The 16,593-nt window shown below is 57.5% G+C and carries 15 protein-coding genes; 7 read left to right on the forward strand and 8 right to left on the reverse strand.

The genetic code is table 11. The features are described from left to right. Positions 1-79: 79 nt before the first annotated feature. Together WG78_RS18100 and WG78_RS18105 are read right to left on the reverse strand one after the other, a co-directional pair. Positions 80-637: a GNAT family N-acetyltransferase gene (locus WG78_RS18100; protein ID WP_053939280.1), complete on the reverse strand. Its 558-nt coding sequence runs from the start codon at positions 635-637 to the stop codon at positions 80-82. Between the two features lie 5 nt (positions 638-642). Continuing rightward, positions 643-1,215, reverse strand: a complete 573-nt coding sequence (locus WG78_RS18105) for a helix-turn-helix domain-containing protein (protein WP_053939244.1) — start codon at positions 1,213-1,215, stop codon at positions 643-645. A gap of 212 nt (positions 1,216-1,427) precedes the next feature. Between WG78_RS18105 and WG78_RS18110 the strand changes: the two genes are divergently transcribed. Both WG78_RS18110 and WG78_RS18115 read left to right on the forward strand, forming a co-directional pair. After that, positions 1,428-2,462, forward strand: coding sequence for a DUF4034 domain-containing protein (locus WG78_RS18110; protein ID WP_161805148.1), 1,035 nt, complete (start codon positions 1,428-1,430; stop codon positions 2,460-2,462). 52 nt (positions 2,463-2,514) lie between these two features. Next, positions 2,515-3,648 (forward strand): DUF4034 domain-containing protein, encoded by a 1,134-nt coding sequence (locus tag WG78_RS18115; protein WP_083459347.1) that lies wholly within the window; start codon positions 2,515-2,517, stop codon positions 3,646-3,648. A gap of 24 nt (positions 3,649-3,672) precedes the next feature. Here the strand turns inward: WG78_RS18115 and WG78_RS18120 are convergent, their stop codons facing one another. The 5 genes from WG78_RS18120 to WG78_RS18140 form a co-directional block, all read right to left on the reverse strand. Next, positions 3,673-4,023, reverse strand: a complete 351-nt coding sequence (locus WG78_RS18120) for a hypothetical protein (RefSeq protein WP_053939247.1) — start codon at positions 4,021-4,023, stop codon at positions 3,673-3,675. 112 nt (positions 4,024-4,135) lie between these two features. Further along, positions 4,136-4,435 (reverse strand): DUF3144 domain-containing protein, encoded by a 300-nt coding sequence (locus tag WG78_RS18125; protein WP_053939248.1) that lies wholly within the window; start codon positions 4,433-4,435, stop codon positions 4,136-4,138. A gap of 51 nt (positions 4,436-4,486) precedes the next feature. Beyond that, entirely contained in the window at positions 4,487-4,990 is a 504-nt protein-coding gene (locus tag WG78_RS18130; RefSeq protein ID WP_053939249.1) for a PIN domain-containing protein, read from the reverse strand. Next, positions 4,991-6,127: a helix-turn-helix domain-containing protein gene (locus WG78_RS18135; RefSeq protein WP_201782481.1), complete on the reverse strand. Its 1,137-nt coding sequence runs from the start codon at positions 6,125-6,127 to the stop codon at positions 4,991-4,993. A 128-nt stretch (positions 6,128-6,255) separates the two neighbouring features. Continuing rightward, entirely contained in the window at positions 6,256-6,498 is a 243-nt protein-coding gene (locus WG78_RS18140) for a hypothetical protein (RefSeq protein ID WP_053939251.1), read from the reverse strand. A 707-nt stretch (positions 6,499-7,205) separates the two neighbouring features. Between WG78_RS18140 and WG78_RS18145 the strand changes: the two genes are divergently transcribed. From WG78_RS18145 to WG78_RS18165, 5 genes are all read left to right on the forward strand, one after another. Beyond that, positions 7,206-9,044 carry a type I restriction-modification system subunit M gene (locus WG78_RS18145; RefSeq protein ID WP_053939252.1) on the forward strand — a complete coding sequence of 613 codons (1,839 nt, stop codon included), beginning with the start codon at positions 7,206-7,208 and terminating at the stop codon, positions 9,042-9,044. A 98-nt stretch (positions 9,045-9,142) separates the two neighbouring features. Continuing rightward, on the forward strand, positions 9,143-10,378 hold the full coding sequence (locus WG78_RS18150) for a restriction endonuclease subunit S (protein ID WP_161805149.1): 1,236 nt from the start codon (positions 9,143-9,145) through the stop codon (positions 10,376-10,378). 23 nt (positions 10,379-10,401) lie between these two features. Further along, positions 10,402-10,782: a YggL family protein gene (locus WG78_RS18155; protein WP_053939254.1), complete on the forward strand. Its 381-nt coding sequence runs from the start codon at positions 10,402-10,404 to the stop codon at positions 10,780-10,782. Further along, positions 10,779-11,714: a DUF5655 domain-containing protein gene (locus WG78_RS18160; RefSeq protein ID WP_053939255.1), complete on the forward strand. Its 936-nt coding sequence runs from the start codon at positions 10,779-10,781 to the stop codon at positions 11,712-11,714. Before WG78_RS18155 ends, WG78_RS18160 begins: the two co-directional genes overlap by 4 nt. Before the next feature lie 44 nt (positions 11,715-11,758). Then, positions 11,759-14,875, forward strand: a complete 3,117-nt coding sequence (locus tag WG78_RS18165) for a type I restriction endonuclease subunit R (RefSeq protein ID WP_053939256.1) — start codon at positions 11,759-11,761, stop codon at positions 14,873-14,875. Positions 14,876-15,021: 146 nt separating this feature from the next. On the opposite strand, the gene WG78_RS18170 is transcribed toward WG78_RS18165, so the two are convergent. Beyond that, positions 15,022-16,383, reverse strand: a complete 1,362-nt coding sequence (locus tag WG78_RS18170) for a GPI anchored serine-threonine rich family protein (RefSeq protein WP_201782482.1) — start codon at positions 16,381-16,383, stop codon at positions 15,022-15,024. Positions 16,384-16,593: the final 210 nt, after the last annotated feature.

Raw genomic sequence — 16,593 nt, forward strand, 5'->3', positions numbered from 1 at the left:
GGGGAATGAGCCGATTAAATGCGCTAATCGGCTCACAGAATGAGCCGATTATGAGCCTTATTCGGCTCACGCGCGCAATCTAGAGCTGCTTGTACATGATGGTGGTGGCATGCAAGCCGCGGCCCGCCTCGATTTCCGGCGCATCCAGCGCGTAATCGGGGATCCGGCCGACCACCTGATAGCCGAGCCCGATATACAGCGGTTCGGCCTCGCTGCCGCTGCGGGTGTCGAGCGTCAGCAAGGTGCGGTTCAATTCGCCGGCGAGGGTTTCGAGCTGGCGCATCAGGGCCTTGGCGATGCCCAGGCGGCGGAATTGCGGATGAACCATCAGCTTGCGCACTTCGGCGCGATGCGGCTGGTTGGGCGGCGTGTCGTAATCAAGCTGCACCGATCCTGCGAGCTGGCCGTCTTGCAGGGCCACCAGCAAGCTGCGCGTGCCGGATTGCAGCGCGGGCAGCACGTTGCCACGCCAGAATGCTTCGGCTTGCGTCGCTGAAAACGGCATCAAAAAACTGATGCTGGCTCCGGCGGCGACGCAATCCTGCAGCAGGCGCGTCAACGCGGGCAGATAGCTTTCGAGGTCGGCGGCGGTGAAGACGGCGATGGTTGAAGCTTGGGTCGGGGTCGGGTTGGACATGGGCATCACACAATGAACAGGTAGTAGCGGGCGCCAGAATCGGCAGGCGTATCGAAAGCGCTGGCGCCGTGCAGTTGGTAGCGCAGACAGTCGCCCGGTTGCAGATCGTAAGTGTGGCAATCCACCGTGATGCGCAGCTGGCCTTCTTGTAATACCAGATGGTGTTCCAGTCCCGGCCGCGGCGAGGCTTCGTAGCGGATGTGGGTGTCGGGGTCCAGTTCGCATAGCAGCGCTTCGCCAGCGAGCGTGGCGGCGGGCGGCGAAACGGAACGACGACGGAAACCTTGTTGCGGATCGGACCAGATCGCTTGGGCGTCGGGGCGGATGAGCGGCTCAAATTGCGCTTCGACCATGCGCATCAATCTTGAGACGGTCAGGCCATAAGCGGCGCAGAGCTTGCCCAGCACGCTGGCGGTAGGGCTGACTTCGGCATTCTCCAGCCTGGATAAGGTGGCGCGGCTGATGCCACTGCGGCGGGAGAGTTCGTCGAGCGACCAGAATTGCTCGGTGCGCAGCGATTTAAGGCGCAGCGCGAGGTGCTGGTCGAGAGGGTCGGGGTGGGGGGATGGGGTTTCCATATATGGGAATATATTCCCCATATGGAAATTGGGTCAAGGCTGTGGCGCGTTAGCCGCAGTCGCCGCTTGGCGCTTACTAGCGGGCAACCTGACAGGCTGGGTCAATGGCACACTCGCACCATCAAAAATCCTGACATGCTGGTAAGGCAGTTGCGCGAATGCCTTTCTCTACAACTCGGGGCAAATCAAATATCAACCGCCCGCGCATAACCATGACCACGACTCACTCGCTCGCCCGTTGGCTGCTATCTGCCCTCATCCTTGTGGTCCAGCCCGCGTATGCCGATGCGCTGGCCGACCAGACCGATGTTCATAACCGGATAACCGCATTACTCGACGCGCGCAGTTTTGCCGAGCTGGACGCGCAAATGGATGCCGCACGCAAAAGCCACTCCACCGCCCCCGACGGTACGCCGCTGTTACAGCTGTACTACAGCGCGTTCACCGTCAATTGCGGCTGCACCGAGCACAGCATTGCAGAGCCCGATGCGTTGCAATGGGTGCGTTGGCGGCAGGCGCTGGAACAATGGCGCCGCCTGGCGCCGCAATCGATCAACGCGCAAATCCTTTACGCCACTTATCATATTTCGTATGGCGAATATGCCCGCGGCACCGATTACGCGAAAGATGTGCGGCCTGACCAGTGGAAAATGATGCAGACCTACCTGGACCGCGCTGCAACGCTGTTACAAAGCATGAGCGGCCCTGCCCGCGAAGACCGCGGTTGGTATGCCGCAAAGCTGCGTTTACTGCGATTGCAAGGCATCGACAATCGCCACGAATACGTTTTGCTGTGGCAAGAAGCCACCCAAAAATATCCGGACTATTTGCCGCTTTATACTTTGGCCGCGGGCTATTTTGAGCCGCGCTGGATGGGTTCTGAGCAAGAAGAAAAAGCGCTGATTGAGCACGCGGTGGCGTTAACACAAAGCTTTTGGGGCGAGTCTTTATATGCCCGGCTTTACGCTCGAGATATGCGCTATGACCAAACACTGGATCCCGCTGTGGATTGGCCGCGCATGCGTAAAGGCTTTGAGCGTGTTGTGCATGACTTTCCGGCAGCCGTTAATTACAGCCAGTACGCCCGCTTTGCCTGCCAATATGGCGATCTGAAGGCGCTACGCTCTGCCGTCAAACACATTGATTCAGCGCAACCGCTGATCCATACGTGGGGCTATTCGCGCGATTTGTTCAATCGTTGCATGGCCTACGCAAAATCCGGCACGGCTAATAAAAAACCGGTGTGATCATTTCATTTACAACGCTTGTTAATTGCAATCTCCCGCTATCGGTATATCCATGTACATACCCAGACTGTTTTATCGCTTGTTGTTACCACTGCTTGCACTGTGCGTTTGCTCCAGCACGGTAGCGAATGCGGGCTCTACGCCGGCCAAGCCGACCGAAGCGATGGAGTTACGCAATCAGTTCATCAAGCTGTTAGAAGCGCGCAATTTTGTGGAGCTTGATCGGCGCATTGATCAAGCGCGCCGGGATCATCTGACGATTGCTTTGGGTTACCCCAAGCTGCAGATCTACTACAACATATTCAGCCAGGGCTGCGGCTGCACACCGCAGGAGACCGATGCGATGGACTGGATTACATGGCGCAAGAATCTGAATGATTGGCGCGCGCAGTACCCACGCTCGGTGTCTGCGCAAATTCTGGATGCAACCTATGACATCTCCTATGGGCAATACGTGCGTGGCAGCGGTTGGGCCAGGAGCGTAACGCCGGAACAATGGAAAGAGCTGGGCGCGAATATTGAAAAGGCTTACCAAAAGCTGCAACAGATGTCCGGCCCTGCACGTCAGGATCCGGGCTGGTATATCGCCATGCTGAAACTGACCCGTTATCGTGAAGGCGATCATAAGGACGAGTATCTGGACGTTCTCAAAGAGGCCATGACTAAATTTCCCTATTACTTGCCGGTATATACCACCGGCAGCTATATATTTGAGCCCAAGTGGGGCGGGTCAAATGAAGCTTTAAGCACGTTTATCGACCAATCGGCGCGCCGCACCTATCCACGCTGGGGCGATTCGCTTTATGCCCGCTTGTATTCAAGCGAATTAATTGAAGGGCCCCAAGACGAATTGGCGGCCATGGTGGATTGGCCCCGGATGCGTGCCGGTTTTGAGCGATTGATTCATGACTATCCGGCCAAAGACAATTACGCTGCCTATGCACGCTTCTCCTGCCAATATGGGGATATTGATGCGCTAAAGCAGGCAATGCCGCATGTTGATGCAACCCATTTTGATTCGGTCTGGTGGGGCCAGACGCCCCAGTTCTTCCAATACTGCTTGCAGTTAAGCCGCCGCGATCTGCCGGGTCAAAAACCTGACGAGGCGCCCAACGCGCGCAATTCGGTCATCTGGCGGCACCAGCAGCCGACCGGAATGCCCGTACCTCCGCAACCGGCTCATTAACGTCCGGCGCTGGGCCGCGATGGATCAAGTCTCATCCGGCCCATCAATATAAGCCCGGAAATCAATCGCATCCGCGCTCAGCGCGATGGTTTCCGAGGCCGATTCCACGCCAAAGCGCAGATCGCCGGTGACGAAGCCTTCTTTCTCCAGCCCGTCTTTATCGGTGTAGGTGATTTTGAGCTTGACGTCGCGCGTGCACAGCGCGGTGTCGGGGTGGTCGTTGTCGGGTTCGGTATCGCCCACTGACAGGACTTGTTGTACCGTGGCGCGCTCGGTGCCGTAGCCCTCTTCCGGCACCGGCACGGTTTTGCCGAGTAACACCACGGACAATTGGCCCAGCGCTTTGTTGTTGGCGTTCCAGTCTGCGACTTGCATGGTGATTCTCCGGTTAGTCCATGCAGCCATTCTGCGCAGATGCGTGCGTGGCCGAAGTCGGCGAAGTGAGCAACCCGCTGTGGGATGGCCCGGCCGTGTCTGCGGACGCGCATCAGGATTCGGGCTCAGTCTTGTCCATGTACTCAGCAAAATGCGCGATGTATTCGTCCAGGTTTTCTTCGAGCATCGCCCGATATTGCGCGACGAAATAATCCAGCGTTTCTGCGCGGGCGGCTTGCATGTCGGCGCCGTTTTCAAAACCGCAGGCGCTGACCCAGGCATTGAAGCGCGCGAGCGCGTACATCATCGAGGCGCTAACTTTGCCGCGGCTGGTGTCCAGACAATGCTCGTTGGCGAGATGAATGTGGGCGTCGGCGCGGGTGTAGAACTGGTCGTCGGTGTTTTGCGGCATGGGTGGGCTCGGGTTACGGAGACGGGACGGCAGATGGCGATGCGAAGGCGCCTATTCTGCCGGTTTCTTGCGCGACCAGGCCACCCGCCTTGCATCGCATTCGCGCTTGGGAAACCGTGCACCCTCACTCAACATTTCTTCCAGCGCGGCCGCAGCGCTTACCGGCGCGATTACGCCGTAGCCCACCATCTGGTCCAGCAGCCAGAGTGCGCCGTGCACTTCAATGCCGTCTTTCAGCGCCTGGGCGCGTAGAGGGCCGTCACTGGTCAGCAAAGGCCAGCCCGTGATGGTTGCGAGCAAATAACACGACACATCGGCGATCGAGCTATTGCGATGCGCAATCCGGAGCGCGTTGAGGCGATCAATTTCAGATTCGCCGATCGCCTCAACCACTAATCCCCGCTCCAGCAAACAAGCGCCATCCATTTTGATCAGTTCGTCCATGACGTTTTGCGTTGAACAAAACGTAAACGGCAACTGGAATAACTCGTCCAGCAAGCCGCCCTGCTGGAAATGAATCCACACATTGGTATCACCGAAATAAATTCGCGACATTCACGCGCTGACCTTACCGCTGAAACTGGCCAGATCGGTGAGCGACACTTGCAGCAATTCTGCAGCGCGCGACGCGGTGTATAGCCCTTCGGCCAAGCCGCGATAAACCAGCGATTCGAATCGGCTCGGGCGCTCGGCAGGGCGGGTGTCCAAGGCTTGGGCATCCAGATTCTGCGCTGCAGTCACGGCGTATTTGAGTGCGGCACTACTTAAGAGGCCCAACGTTTTCAACCTGTCGACCACCGCAGCCGCCGACAAGCCGTAGCGCTGCATAGCAAGACGCAATTCCTGCGCATGCACCCGCGAGCGCCGCTGCGCGCCGAAATCGGCATGGACCTGAGATTTGGGGTAAAGAAACGCCTGCGCAAATTGTTCGTAGGCGACTTCACGCTGCCTGGGCGACATCGTGGTGGGCAACTCCAGTAGCCAGCGCCCCACTTCGCGCATTGCAAAGCAGCGCAATGCCGCAGCCGAATCCCCTGCATTCAACGCGAGCACGACCTGTTCGCCGTCATTGACCGAGGCCATGGTTCCTTCAAGGCTGTCCGGCGCACGGAGCAATGCAACCTTGATACCGTGCAGATCCAGTAAATCCAGCAACCCGAAAATGGTGTCGCTGCCGAGCCTCCAGTCATCGCGCAAGGTGGCGGCGGCCTGTTCGACCTCATCCGCAGCGCTGACGAGAATGGATTGCGCTGGCGGCGGCGCAGCTCGTTCATCCTGCACGGCAAACCATTGCTCCAGCGCGTTGTAACGCTCGAGTTGCTCTCGCAATTGTTCAACGATTTGCGCCTGGTGCGGCTTCGACCATCTGGCGGGCCCGATCAGCGTGAACGTTGCCGCCCCCTCCTCGCCGCGAAAAAAATACTCCGGCTTGACCTCCAGTACGTGGGCCAGCTGAATCAAGCGCGCCATATTCGGCTTGGCGTGCCCCTTCTCAAATTTGCTGAGGCCCTGCTTGCTGATATCCCCCAAGCGTGCCGCCAGTTCATCAAGGCTTAAGCCACGCAACAAGCGAGCGCTACGAATCCGGTCATTGATCATTGCGACCTCCTTGGTTGACAAAATGGCGCTGGCCATTGTTTTTGTCAACCAAGGCACGGGGCGTCTGGCCGGTGTTTGCATCATCTCTTGCATGGGTGTCTCTCTCATAAACGGTGCTTTACCTGGGTCTGCCTGCGTGCACGCAGGCGAACTGTCGCTGCGGAGCTTGATGGAACAGTCAAAAGGCGGACGCCTATGCTGCACGTCCGCCCACGCCATGCTTAAAGCGGTCGGCCCGTGGCGGCGTCGAAGTCGGCCGTGTCATAGGGATAGGGCGACAGCACGACATTGCCATTAAGCAAGCTGGCGAGGATTGGAATATCCGGCAATAGGCCTGCGCGGATTAAATCGGCTTTATCGAAAATTAGTTTGATGATTTCGGGATTATCTTTGGTGTGCTCAATTCCGAGAATGCGGGAATTTGAAGACGAGTGCGGTACTGACTTATACTCTGCGGTAGCCATAGTTACTTCCTTATCAAGTGATTGTGGTTAGCGGGTCATCGGTGTTGGTAGCGCCGGTGGCTCGCGTCTTCTCAGGTTTTTATTCTATTAGTCTTTAATTTCCCTATTGCTATTACGATAATGTGTTTTGCACATCCGCTGTCGCCGGATACCCAAACAAAAACATGCTATCACCTCGGAAACATCCGATCCGGATAAATCATTTGCTGACTTGATCGACGTCAATTCTCAAATTCCACCCACCGTTATCTATAAAAATCAAAATACCGCTCGGTTTTTGACACTGCAGCTTCACAAGCTGGCTTGGCTAATCGCCGTAGAGGGCCATTTCGCGCCCGCCGCCGGCTCCTTTTGAAAGTCAGGAAGAAATAAAAAGTCTAATCAATTGCATCGCTTCAGAGTTTCAGATCGCAAAATCCCGAGTGGTACATATTACTTTCTGATTGGCTGGATTATTCCTAGGGCGCAATCCCAAGCAAAAGCGGATATTTTGGAATTTCCAATTCAGCGCATTGGCTCCGCCACATTCAAAGAAATGTTTCGTTCGAATACCCCGAAAACATTGGGCCGCAGATTAAAAGCTGCGTTCCCCTATGAATGCCGCTATGCCGCTGCATACAAGAATTGATTGCCCGGCCTTATTTTCCTGAATCTTTTTGCGATGCGTTCAACGTGTGCCGAATTGAATGCCTCATTTGAGTTATTTCATGAATCACCAAGCCCTGTCTTCTTTCATCTGGTCAATTGCCGACCTGTTGCGTGGCGATTACAAGCGCTCGGATTTTGGCAAAGTTATCCTACCGTTTACGGTATTGCGCCGTCTGGATTGCGTACTGGAAAGCACCAAGCCCGCCGTGCTGGCGGAGTTTGCCGCCAGAACGCAACAAGGCCTCAAGCCCGACTCGTTTCTTACCGCCAAAACGCAGTGCCCGTTCTACAACACGTCGCCGCTTGACCTGACCCGACTGCTCGGTGACCAGGACAATATCCGCCAGAACCTGTACGCCTACGTTCAGGCGTTCTCGCCCGCCGCGCGCGATATTTTTGAGCGCTTTGATTTTTATGCCCAGGTCGAACGCCTGGCCAAGGCGGGTTTGCTTTATCTGGTCCTCAAGAAATTCGCCAATATTGATCTGCACCCCGATGCCGTCGACAACGGCCAGATGGGGCTGGCGTTTGAAGAGCTGATTCGCAAGTTTGCGGAAGACTCTAACGAAACCGCCGGGGAGCATTTCACCCCGCGTGAAGTCATCCGTTTGATGGTGAATTTGCTGTTCATTGAAGACGACGATGTGCTGACTCCCGGCAACGCCGTGGTGCGCACCCTTTACGACCCGACGGCGGGCACGGGCGGCATGCTCTCCATGGCGCGCGAATACCTGCTGCAACATAACCCGGACGCCCGACTGACCCTGTTCGGCCAGGAACTGAACGATGAGTCATTCGCCATTTGCAAGGCGGACATGCTGATCAAGGGGCAGCCCGTCGGCAATATCGTGGTCGGCAACACGTTGTCCGACGATGGCCACGGCGCGCGCAAGTTCGATTACATGCTGTCCAATCCGCCGTTTGGCGTGGAATGGAAAAAGGTCGAAAAAGAAGTGCGCAAAGAGGCCGCCGACAAAGGGTTTGCTGGCCGCTTTGGCCCCGGTCTGCCGCGCGTGTCGGATGGCTCGATGCTGTTTCTGTTGCACCTGATCAGCAAGATGCGCCCGGCCGTCGATGGCGGCAGTCGTATTGGCATCGTCCTGAACGGCTCGCCGCTGTTTACCGGTGGCGCGGGCAGCGGGGAAAGCGAAATCCGCCGTTATGTGCTGGAAAACGACCTGGTCGAAGCCATTATCGGGCTGCCGGCCGACATGTTCTACAACACCGGCATCAGCACCTATATCTGGATTCTGTCCAACAAAAAACCGGAAGACCGCAAGGGCTGGGTGCAACTGATTGATGGCAGCAGCTTCTGGCAAAAGATGCGCAAAAGTCTGGGCAGCAAACGCAAAGAAATGTCGGATGAACATATCGCCGAGATCACCCGACTCTTCGGCGACTTTGCCGAGGCCGACCAGGCCATCGTGCTGGACGCTCATGGCAAGGAAGTCAGCCGCAGTTTGATGCTGAGTGGCGCATCTGCGCCCATTGCGCCAGAGGGCGGCAAAGTCAGGGTAGTGCCGATTTCGCGCGTGTTCCGCAATCAGGATTTTGGCTACACCACCATTACCGTTGAACGCCCGTTACGGGATGAACATGGCCAGATCATCCTTGGTAGCAAGGGCAAACAGAAAGGCAAGCCGCAGGCCGACAGCGCTTTGCGCGATACCGAAAACGTGCCGCTGTCCGACGACATTGCGGCCTACTTCAAACGCGAAGTGCAGCCGCACGCGCCGGATGCCTGGATTGATGAAGCCAAGAGCAAGGTCGGCTACGAGATTCCCTTTAACCGCCACTTTTATGTGTTCGAGCCGCCGCGCAGCCTGCACACCATCGACGAAGAACTGCAGACCGTTTCGGCCAGCATTGTGAAGATGCTTGGGGGGTTGGCGGAATGAGTTTGGCGAGGCATACGGAGTACAAGGACAGTGGAGTTGAATGGCTTGGTGATGTGCCGGCTCATTGGAGAGTGCTCCGCCTTAAGCACGCGTGCATCGTGTTTCCCAGCAACATTGACAAACACTCCCGAGATGACGAGCTCATGGTTCGGCTCTGCAATTACACCGACGTCTATTACAACGAGCGCATTACAGGCGACATGCAGTTTATGGAAGCGACGGCTTCCGTGGAGCAAATTGCCAAGTTCACGCTGAGGGCGGGTGACACCATCATCACCAAGGACTCTGAAACGGCCGACGACATCGCGATATCAGCGTATGTGCCCGACGACCTGCCGGGCGTGGTCTGCGGGTATCACCTGTCAATGGTTCGCCCTCAGTCTGGGACGGCTGGTGGTTTCGTGAAGAGATTGTTTGACTCCGCATATGCAAAAGCACGATTCGCAATTGCTGCCAACGGGTTAACCCGAGTCGGCTTGGGTCAGTATGCGTTGGAAAACGTCGAACTGCCGTTTCCGCCACACGACGAGCAAACTGCCATCGCCGCCTTCCTCGACAGCGAGACCGCGAAAATCGATGCGCTGATTGCCGAGCAGGAAAAGCTCATCGCCCTGCTGGCCGAAAAGCGCCAGGCCACCATCTCCCACGCTGTCACCCGCGGCCTTAACCCAGATGCGCCGATGAAGGATTCCGGCGTGGCGTGGCTGGGGGAGGTGCCAGCGCATTGGGTTCTGTTATCACTAAAGCGAATATGCGATGTGCGCGATGGCACACACGATACACCTGAATTTGTTGAGCCTTCATTTAATACATACCCATTGGTCACAACTAAGGACATTTCTGATGGGTTGATTTCTTTGGATGATGCAAAACATATCTCAACCGTTGATTATGGGGAAATTGCAAAGCGTTCGATAGTACAGCGAGGGGATATTATTATGCCAATGATTGGAAGTATCGGTGGCGCTGTTCTTGTCAATACCGACAGCGAATTTGCAATAAAAAATATTGCTCTATTTAAGGTCAACAATGCATTTGTTGGAGGATGGCTGCAACATGTTCTCAATAGTAAGGTTGCACATTTACAGTTTGACCTTCAGCGCTCCGGTGGCGTGCAGTCATTTGTGGGCTTGGGCGCATTACGTAATTTGTTGATTCCGACCCCTGAACTAACTGAGCAACAATTAATTATGGCATTTGTAGATGAAGAAATAGGCAAGCTTGACCAGCTGGTTTCGGAGTGCCTGAGAACGGCCGCATTATTAAACGAACGCCGGTCCGCATTAATTGCCGCCGCCGTCACCGGCCAAATCGGCGTCCGCACAGCAGCCTGAAGATATTTCACTGAAGAACAACCATGAAAACCTTCCAGACCGCCCCTCGTACCCGCCTGAACCGCTGGAATCGGCGCCAACGCAAAAAGCTGCGTCTCGGCGAGTTTCAGGAACTGGGCTTTACCCTGTACCTGACCTTCCATAACCCGCTCGATGAAACTGCTTATGAGCAGCACTGGGACGCCATCATCAAGTGCATTGCGGGACAGGGTTTATGTGTTGGTGGCTTGGGTGGCTCACTCCCCATTGCTGAGACCGATGGCTTTGTTTCTGGCTGGGAGCGCGGGACCGCCACACCAGAACAGGTAGCCAGCCTGCTGGATTGGTGCAGCGCCCGTGCTGAAGTGAAAGAAGCCCGCGCCAGTGAGCTGGTCGATGCCTGGCATGGCTGGGGCGATGTATGAGTGATATTCAACTTTTCCGCCTGAGCAACGGCACCGCCACAGAACTGGCTGGCCGGGCCGTACCCCTTGAACGTGATTTGCAGGGCTTCATCGAGGGCCAGATGGAAGCCTTGCTCGGCGTGCGCTTCCTTGCCACCGAATACGCCACCGGCAAGACCCATAAAGGCCGGATCGACTCGCTGGGCCTGGACGAGAACGGCTGTCCGGTTATCGTCGAATACAAACGCCACAGTACCGAAAACGTTATCAACCAGGGGCTGTTCTACCTGGACTGGCTGCTGGACCATCAGGCCGAATTCCGCTGGCTCGTCATGGAAAAGTTTGGCAAAGAGACTGCCCAGCACATCGAATGGAAAGGCACGCGGCTGCTGTGCATTGCGTCCGATTTCACGCGTTACGACCAGCACGCGGTGCAGCAGATACCGCGCAATATCGAACTGATCCGCTACAAGCTGTTCGGCGATGACCTGCTACTGCTGGAACTGGTCAACGCGCAAAGCGTGGCCGATGCCACGGCGGCGAAGCCCGCGCCAACCGACCTTCCTGCCGCCGAGCCGGACGCGATCAAGCCGCAGGGCAAGGACAAGTCGCTGGCCGAACAACTGACGCTGGCCACGCCGGAGATTCGTGCGCTGTACGAGCAGACCGCGTCGCTGCTGATGTCGCTGGGCGACGATGTGCAGCAGAAGTCGCTCAAGCTCTACACCGCGTTCCGGCGGTTGAAGAATTTCGCCTGCGTCCTCGTCTATCCCAACCGCTTGCTTGTCACGCTCAAGCTGGACCCCGCCACGGTCGCGTTCCAAGAAGGCTTTAGCCGCGACATAAGCCAGGTGGGCCATTGGGGCACGGGCAACGTCGAACTCTGTCTTCTGGGCCCCCAAGACCTGCAACGGGCCCAGGCACTGCTTGAACGCAGCTACGCCGAAAACTGAGCGCCGCAATCAGGCCCGCACAATAAGAACAAGTCAGGAACACCATGAGCCAGAACCTGCACCAGGAACACCATTTCGAGTCCGCAATTTGCGAACACCTTGCCGCCCACGGCTGGCTCTATGCCGAAGGCGACGCCAACCGCTACGACCGGCAGAACGGATTGTTTATGCCCGATTTAGTGGCGTGGCTGGAGCAAACCCAGCCCGAGTACTGGCAAGGCCTGAACAAGACGCATGGCGCCGATTTGCCGGGGTGTCTGGCTGAGCGGGTGCGCAAGCGGCTTAACCAGGTTGGCACGCTGGATGTGCTGCGCCGTGGCATAGAAATGATGGGCGCGCCCCGGCCGTTGGACGTGGTTCAGTTCAAACCTGCCTTGGGCCTCAATCCACAGATTGCGGCGCGCTACGCCGCCAACCGGTTGCGCGTGGTGCGGCAGGTACGTCATTCGCTCAATAACCGTAGCGACGCCATCGACCTGGTGTTGTTTGTAAACGGCATCGCGGTGGCGACCGCCGAGTTGAAATCGGACTTCACCCAGAGCGTGGGCGACGCGGTCGACCAATACCGGCTGGACCGCAATCCGCTGCCCAAAGGCGGCGTGGCTGAACCGTTGCTGTCCTTTATGGGTGGCGCGCTGGTGCACTTTGCGGTGAGCCAGTCTGAAGTGATGATGACCACCCGGCTGGCTGGCACCGAAACACGATTTTTGCCCTTCAACCGCGGCAACCATGGCGCGGCGGGCAACCCCATCAATCCGGACGGCTATGCCACGGCGTATCTGTGGGAAGACGTCTGGGCGGTGGAAAGCTGGCTGGACATTCTGGGCCGCTACCTGATTGGCCGCCAAAACGAGAAAAAGCAACTGACCAGCGTGATCTTTCCGCGCTATCACCAGCTGGACGTCACGCGCAAACTGCTGGCCGATGTGGCGACCCACGGCGCGGGGCAACGTTATCTGATCCAGCATTCGGCCGGTTCGGGCAAGACCAACTCCATTGCCTGGTCCGCGCATTTTCTGGCGGATTTGCATGATGCGGCGCACCGCAAAGTATTCGATTCAGTGCTGGTGGTGTCGGACCGCAACGTGCTGGATGCGCAATTGCAGGAAGCGATTTTCAGCTTCGAGCGCACCACGGGCGTGGTCGAGACCATTACCGGCGCTCGCGGCAGCAAAAACGCGCAGCTGGCGCAGGCGTTGAAAGACGACAAGAAAATTATCGTCTGCACCATTCAAACCTTTCCGCTTGCGCTTGAGGCGGTAGAGAAACTGGCGGCCACCAAGGGCAAACGCTTTGCTGTGATTGCGGATGAAGCGCACAGCTCGCAAACCGGCGATACCGCAGCCATGACCAGGCAAATGTTGTCGGGCGACGAGCAGGCCCCGTCGCAGGAAGGTGACGAAGAGGATGCGGTGGACATGATGGCTCGCCGGATGGCCGCACGTGCAGGCGGCGAGGCCGGCCTGACCTACGTGGCTTTCACTGCCACGCCGAAATCGAAGACGCTGGAGCTGTTCGGCCGCAACGACACCGATGGCAAGCCGCAGGCGTTCCATGTGTATTCGATGCGCCAGGCCATCGAGGAAGGCTTTATCCTGGACGTGCTGAAGAACTACATCACCTATTCGCTGGCGTTCAGATTGGCGCATAACGGCGTGGAGCTGGATGAGCGCCAGGTGGCCAAAAGCGAGGCCGTGAAAGGCATCATGCAATGGGTACGGCTGCATCCGTACAACATTGCCCAGAAAGTGAAAGTGGTGGTCGAGCATTTCCGGGAAAACGTGCAGCCCCTGCTGGATGGCAAAGCCAAGGCGATGATTGTGGTGTCCAGCCGCAAGGAAGCCGTGCGCTGGCAAAAAGCGACCGCTGCGTACATCCGTGCGCAGAACTATCCGCTGGGCGTGCTGGTGGCGTTCTCGGGCGAAGTGGATGACCCGGACTCTTATCCGGACGGCCCCGTCACTGAACATAGCAAAGCGCTGAACCCGGGCCTGAACGGTCGCGATATCCGGGAAGCCTTTGCGGAACCGGGCTTTCACCTGTTGCTGGTGGCGGACAAATTCCAGACCGGCTTTGATCAGCCTTTGCTGTGCGGCATGTATGTCGATAAAAAGCTGGGCGGCATTCAGGCGGTGCAGACGCTGTCGCGCCTGAACCGCGCGCATCCGGGCAAGGACACCACCTATATTCTCGACTTTGTAAATGATGCGGGCGATATCCTGGCGGCCTTCAAAACGTATTACGAAACCGCAGAACTGGAAGCGACCACCGACCCGCATCTGGTCTATGACCTGCGCGCAAAACTGGATGCTGCGGGTTATTACGATGATTTCGAAGTCGACCGCGTTGCCCGCGTGGAAACGGATGCTACCGCCGGACAAGCCGAGCTGATCAAAGCGATTGCATCGGTGGCGGACCGTCTGTTAAAGCGCTTCAAGGCGGCCCGGGATGCCCGCGTAAATGCCGAAATCAACAAAGACGCCGTCGCTGCACAAGCGGCGAAAGACCGCATGGACGCGCTGACCTTGTTCAAGCGGGATATGGGCGCTTTCGTGCGCTTGTATGCGTTTTTGTCGCAGATTTTTGATTACGGCAACACGGATATCGAAAAGCGCTTTCTGTTTTACAAGCGCTTGATTCCGTTGCTGGAATTCGGCCGGGAACGCGACAGCGTGGACTTGTCTCGCCTGCAACTGACCCACCATGCGCTGCGCAACAAAGGCAAGCAGCCGCTGACGCTGGACCACGGCGACGCGCCCAAACTGCAACCTGTCCTTGCGAGCGGCAGCGGGTCCGTGCAGGACGAGGAAAAAGCACGGCTGGAAGAAATTGTTCGGGCGCTGAACGAGGTGTTCGAGGGCGATTTGACGAATGACGATCCGTTGGTCTACGTCAACGGCGTCCTCAAAGGCAAGTTGCTGGAAAACGAAACCCTGATCCGGCAAGCCGATAAAAACAGCAAAGAGCAGCTTACCAATTCGCCCGACCTCGACGAAGGGTTGTTGACGGCCATCATGGATGGACTTGATGCCCACAACCGCATGAGCTCCCAAGCGATGAACTCGGATCGCGTCCGTGATCAGATCAAGGAGGTGCTGCTAGGGCCGGGCCAGTTGTATGAAGCGCTGCGGATGAAGGCAAGACACCAGCTTCGGGTTTGATCGGGTGTGCAGGAGTTTTCAGCGCCTGTCTTGGCGTATGGGTACCCAGGCAGCGTCGACAGCGAAGAGGCCAGGTCGTTGACCCGGCCTCTTTTCATTGCTGGTGAGTTTGGGCCCGCCCAGCCCGAAGCCAACCCAGCCCCGCCTTACTGCCCCGCAACCCGCCGCGCATAGCCCGCAACCCGGTTCTGCAATTGCTGCGCGCGTTGGCTGCTATTAACAAACTGCGTCTCCGGCGGCAGATACGCCGCCAGGTTGGCCAGTTTGACCACCTGCGTGGTGATGGCCGGGCCGCCGGTGGCGGGCGTGGTGGCGGGGATGTTCTGCCAACGCGCCATGATCGTGCCCTCTTTCAGGCCCACCGGATCAATCCAGTTGTAAACGCCCGGATCTTGCAGCGACAGCACGAAGGTGAACGTGCCATCCGCGTTGGGCACGGCTTGCTTGTTGTTAAGGCTGCTCTGGTGGTTGATCGGGTCCACCGTCACGCTCCACGGGTCGGTGACGGGAAACACAAAATAACCCGCGCCGCCGGTGTTGACCGTGGCGATCAGCGCCTCGTCGTTGGCCAGCTTGAAGTGGCCGAAAGAGCTGGCCTGCGTGGTCAGCGTGCCCAGGGTGCTGGAGGACGACGGCTGCGCCAGCGTATTCACCGGATTGATATACGTTTTGATGCCCAGCGCGCCCACGCCGTAATCCAGCGCCGATTCGTTGAGATTGGTGCGCACGTCATCCGCGATCTCCGCATCGCTCCGTGGCGCGCGGCTGGGCGTGCCGACGCGGGTTACGCTCAGCTGATCGGGCGTTTCGGTATTCCAGTTGCCCAGGTTGTTGCGCACAAACAATTGCACCGCCTGATCGGTGGACTGGATATGGTTAACGCGACCATTGGCCGGTTGGTTATCGACGGTGACGACGTAACTGCCATCGGCATTCACCACCAGATCATTGCCCGTCAGCACGGCAATGGTCTGCTGCGAATTCGGGTTATTGATCAGCGAAAACGTCACGTCGGTGGGCCCGCTGCCGCTGCGCTGCCCGTGGATGACGTAGCTGGACGCACCGTCAATCGGGATGGTGCGATAGATATTGTCCGGATTATCAAACGAGTAACGCCCGCCCGGCACCTGCTGCCCAAAGCCACTGTGCGGCGGCGCATTCAGCCAGTACACCTTGGGGTAAAGCGGATCATTGTTAACCGCCTTCTGCACCGCGCTGAACACCAGTTCATTGAGCGCCGGATTCAAGCGCAAGGCGGCCTGCGGGCTAAGGATAAGGCCATAGGCCGTCACGTACGCAGTGCCAACGCCGGCGCGCTGCGCGGAGAAGTTGTTGCTGGCGTTAATGCTGATGGCTTTGGCGTCCAGCGTTTGCTGGTCGCTGGTGTCGAGCACCGACGCCGCGAGCGCATGGCCGCTGAGCAATGCGCCGGCCAGCACCAGGCCGGGGGCGAGAAAACCGCCGCGAATCTGGCGTGCGAGGGCGGTGAGGGCTTGGGGTGATTTCATGTTCCATCCGGGGGTTTGTGTAAGAACCCACGGAGATTAGGAATTTATTTTTATAACTACAAAGAATTTTGGATTTGTTTTATATACACGTTTGTATGTTTTGGCGGTTGGACGCTGCCGGGCGAACACCAGCGAGCTGGTCATACATCGAAGAAACGGAAGGCGCGTTGTTCGCCGCGCTTTTCGCTATTGCAATCGCAATCGCTAAAG

The organism is Amantichitinum ursilacus (assembly GCF_001294205.1).
In the GTDB taxonomy this organism is placed as follows: Bacteria; Pseudomonadota; Gammaproteobacteria; order Burkholderiales; family Chitinibacteraceae; genus Amantichitinum; species Amantichitinum ursilacus.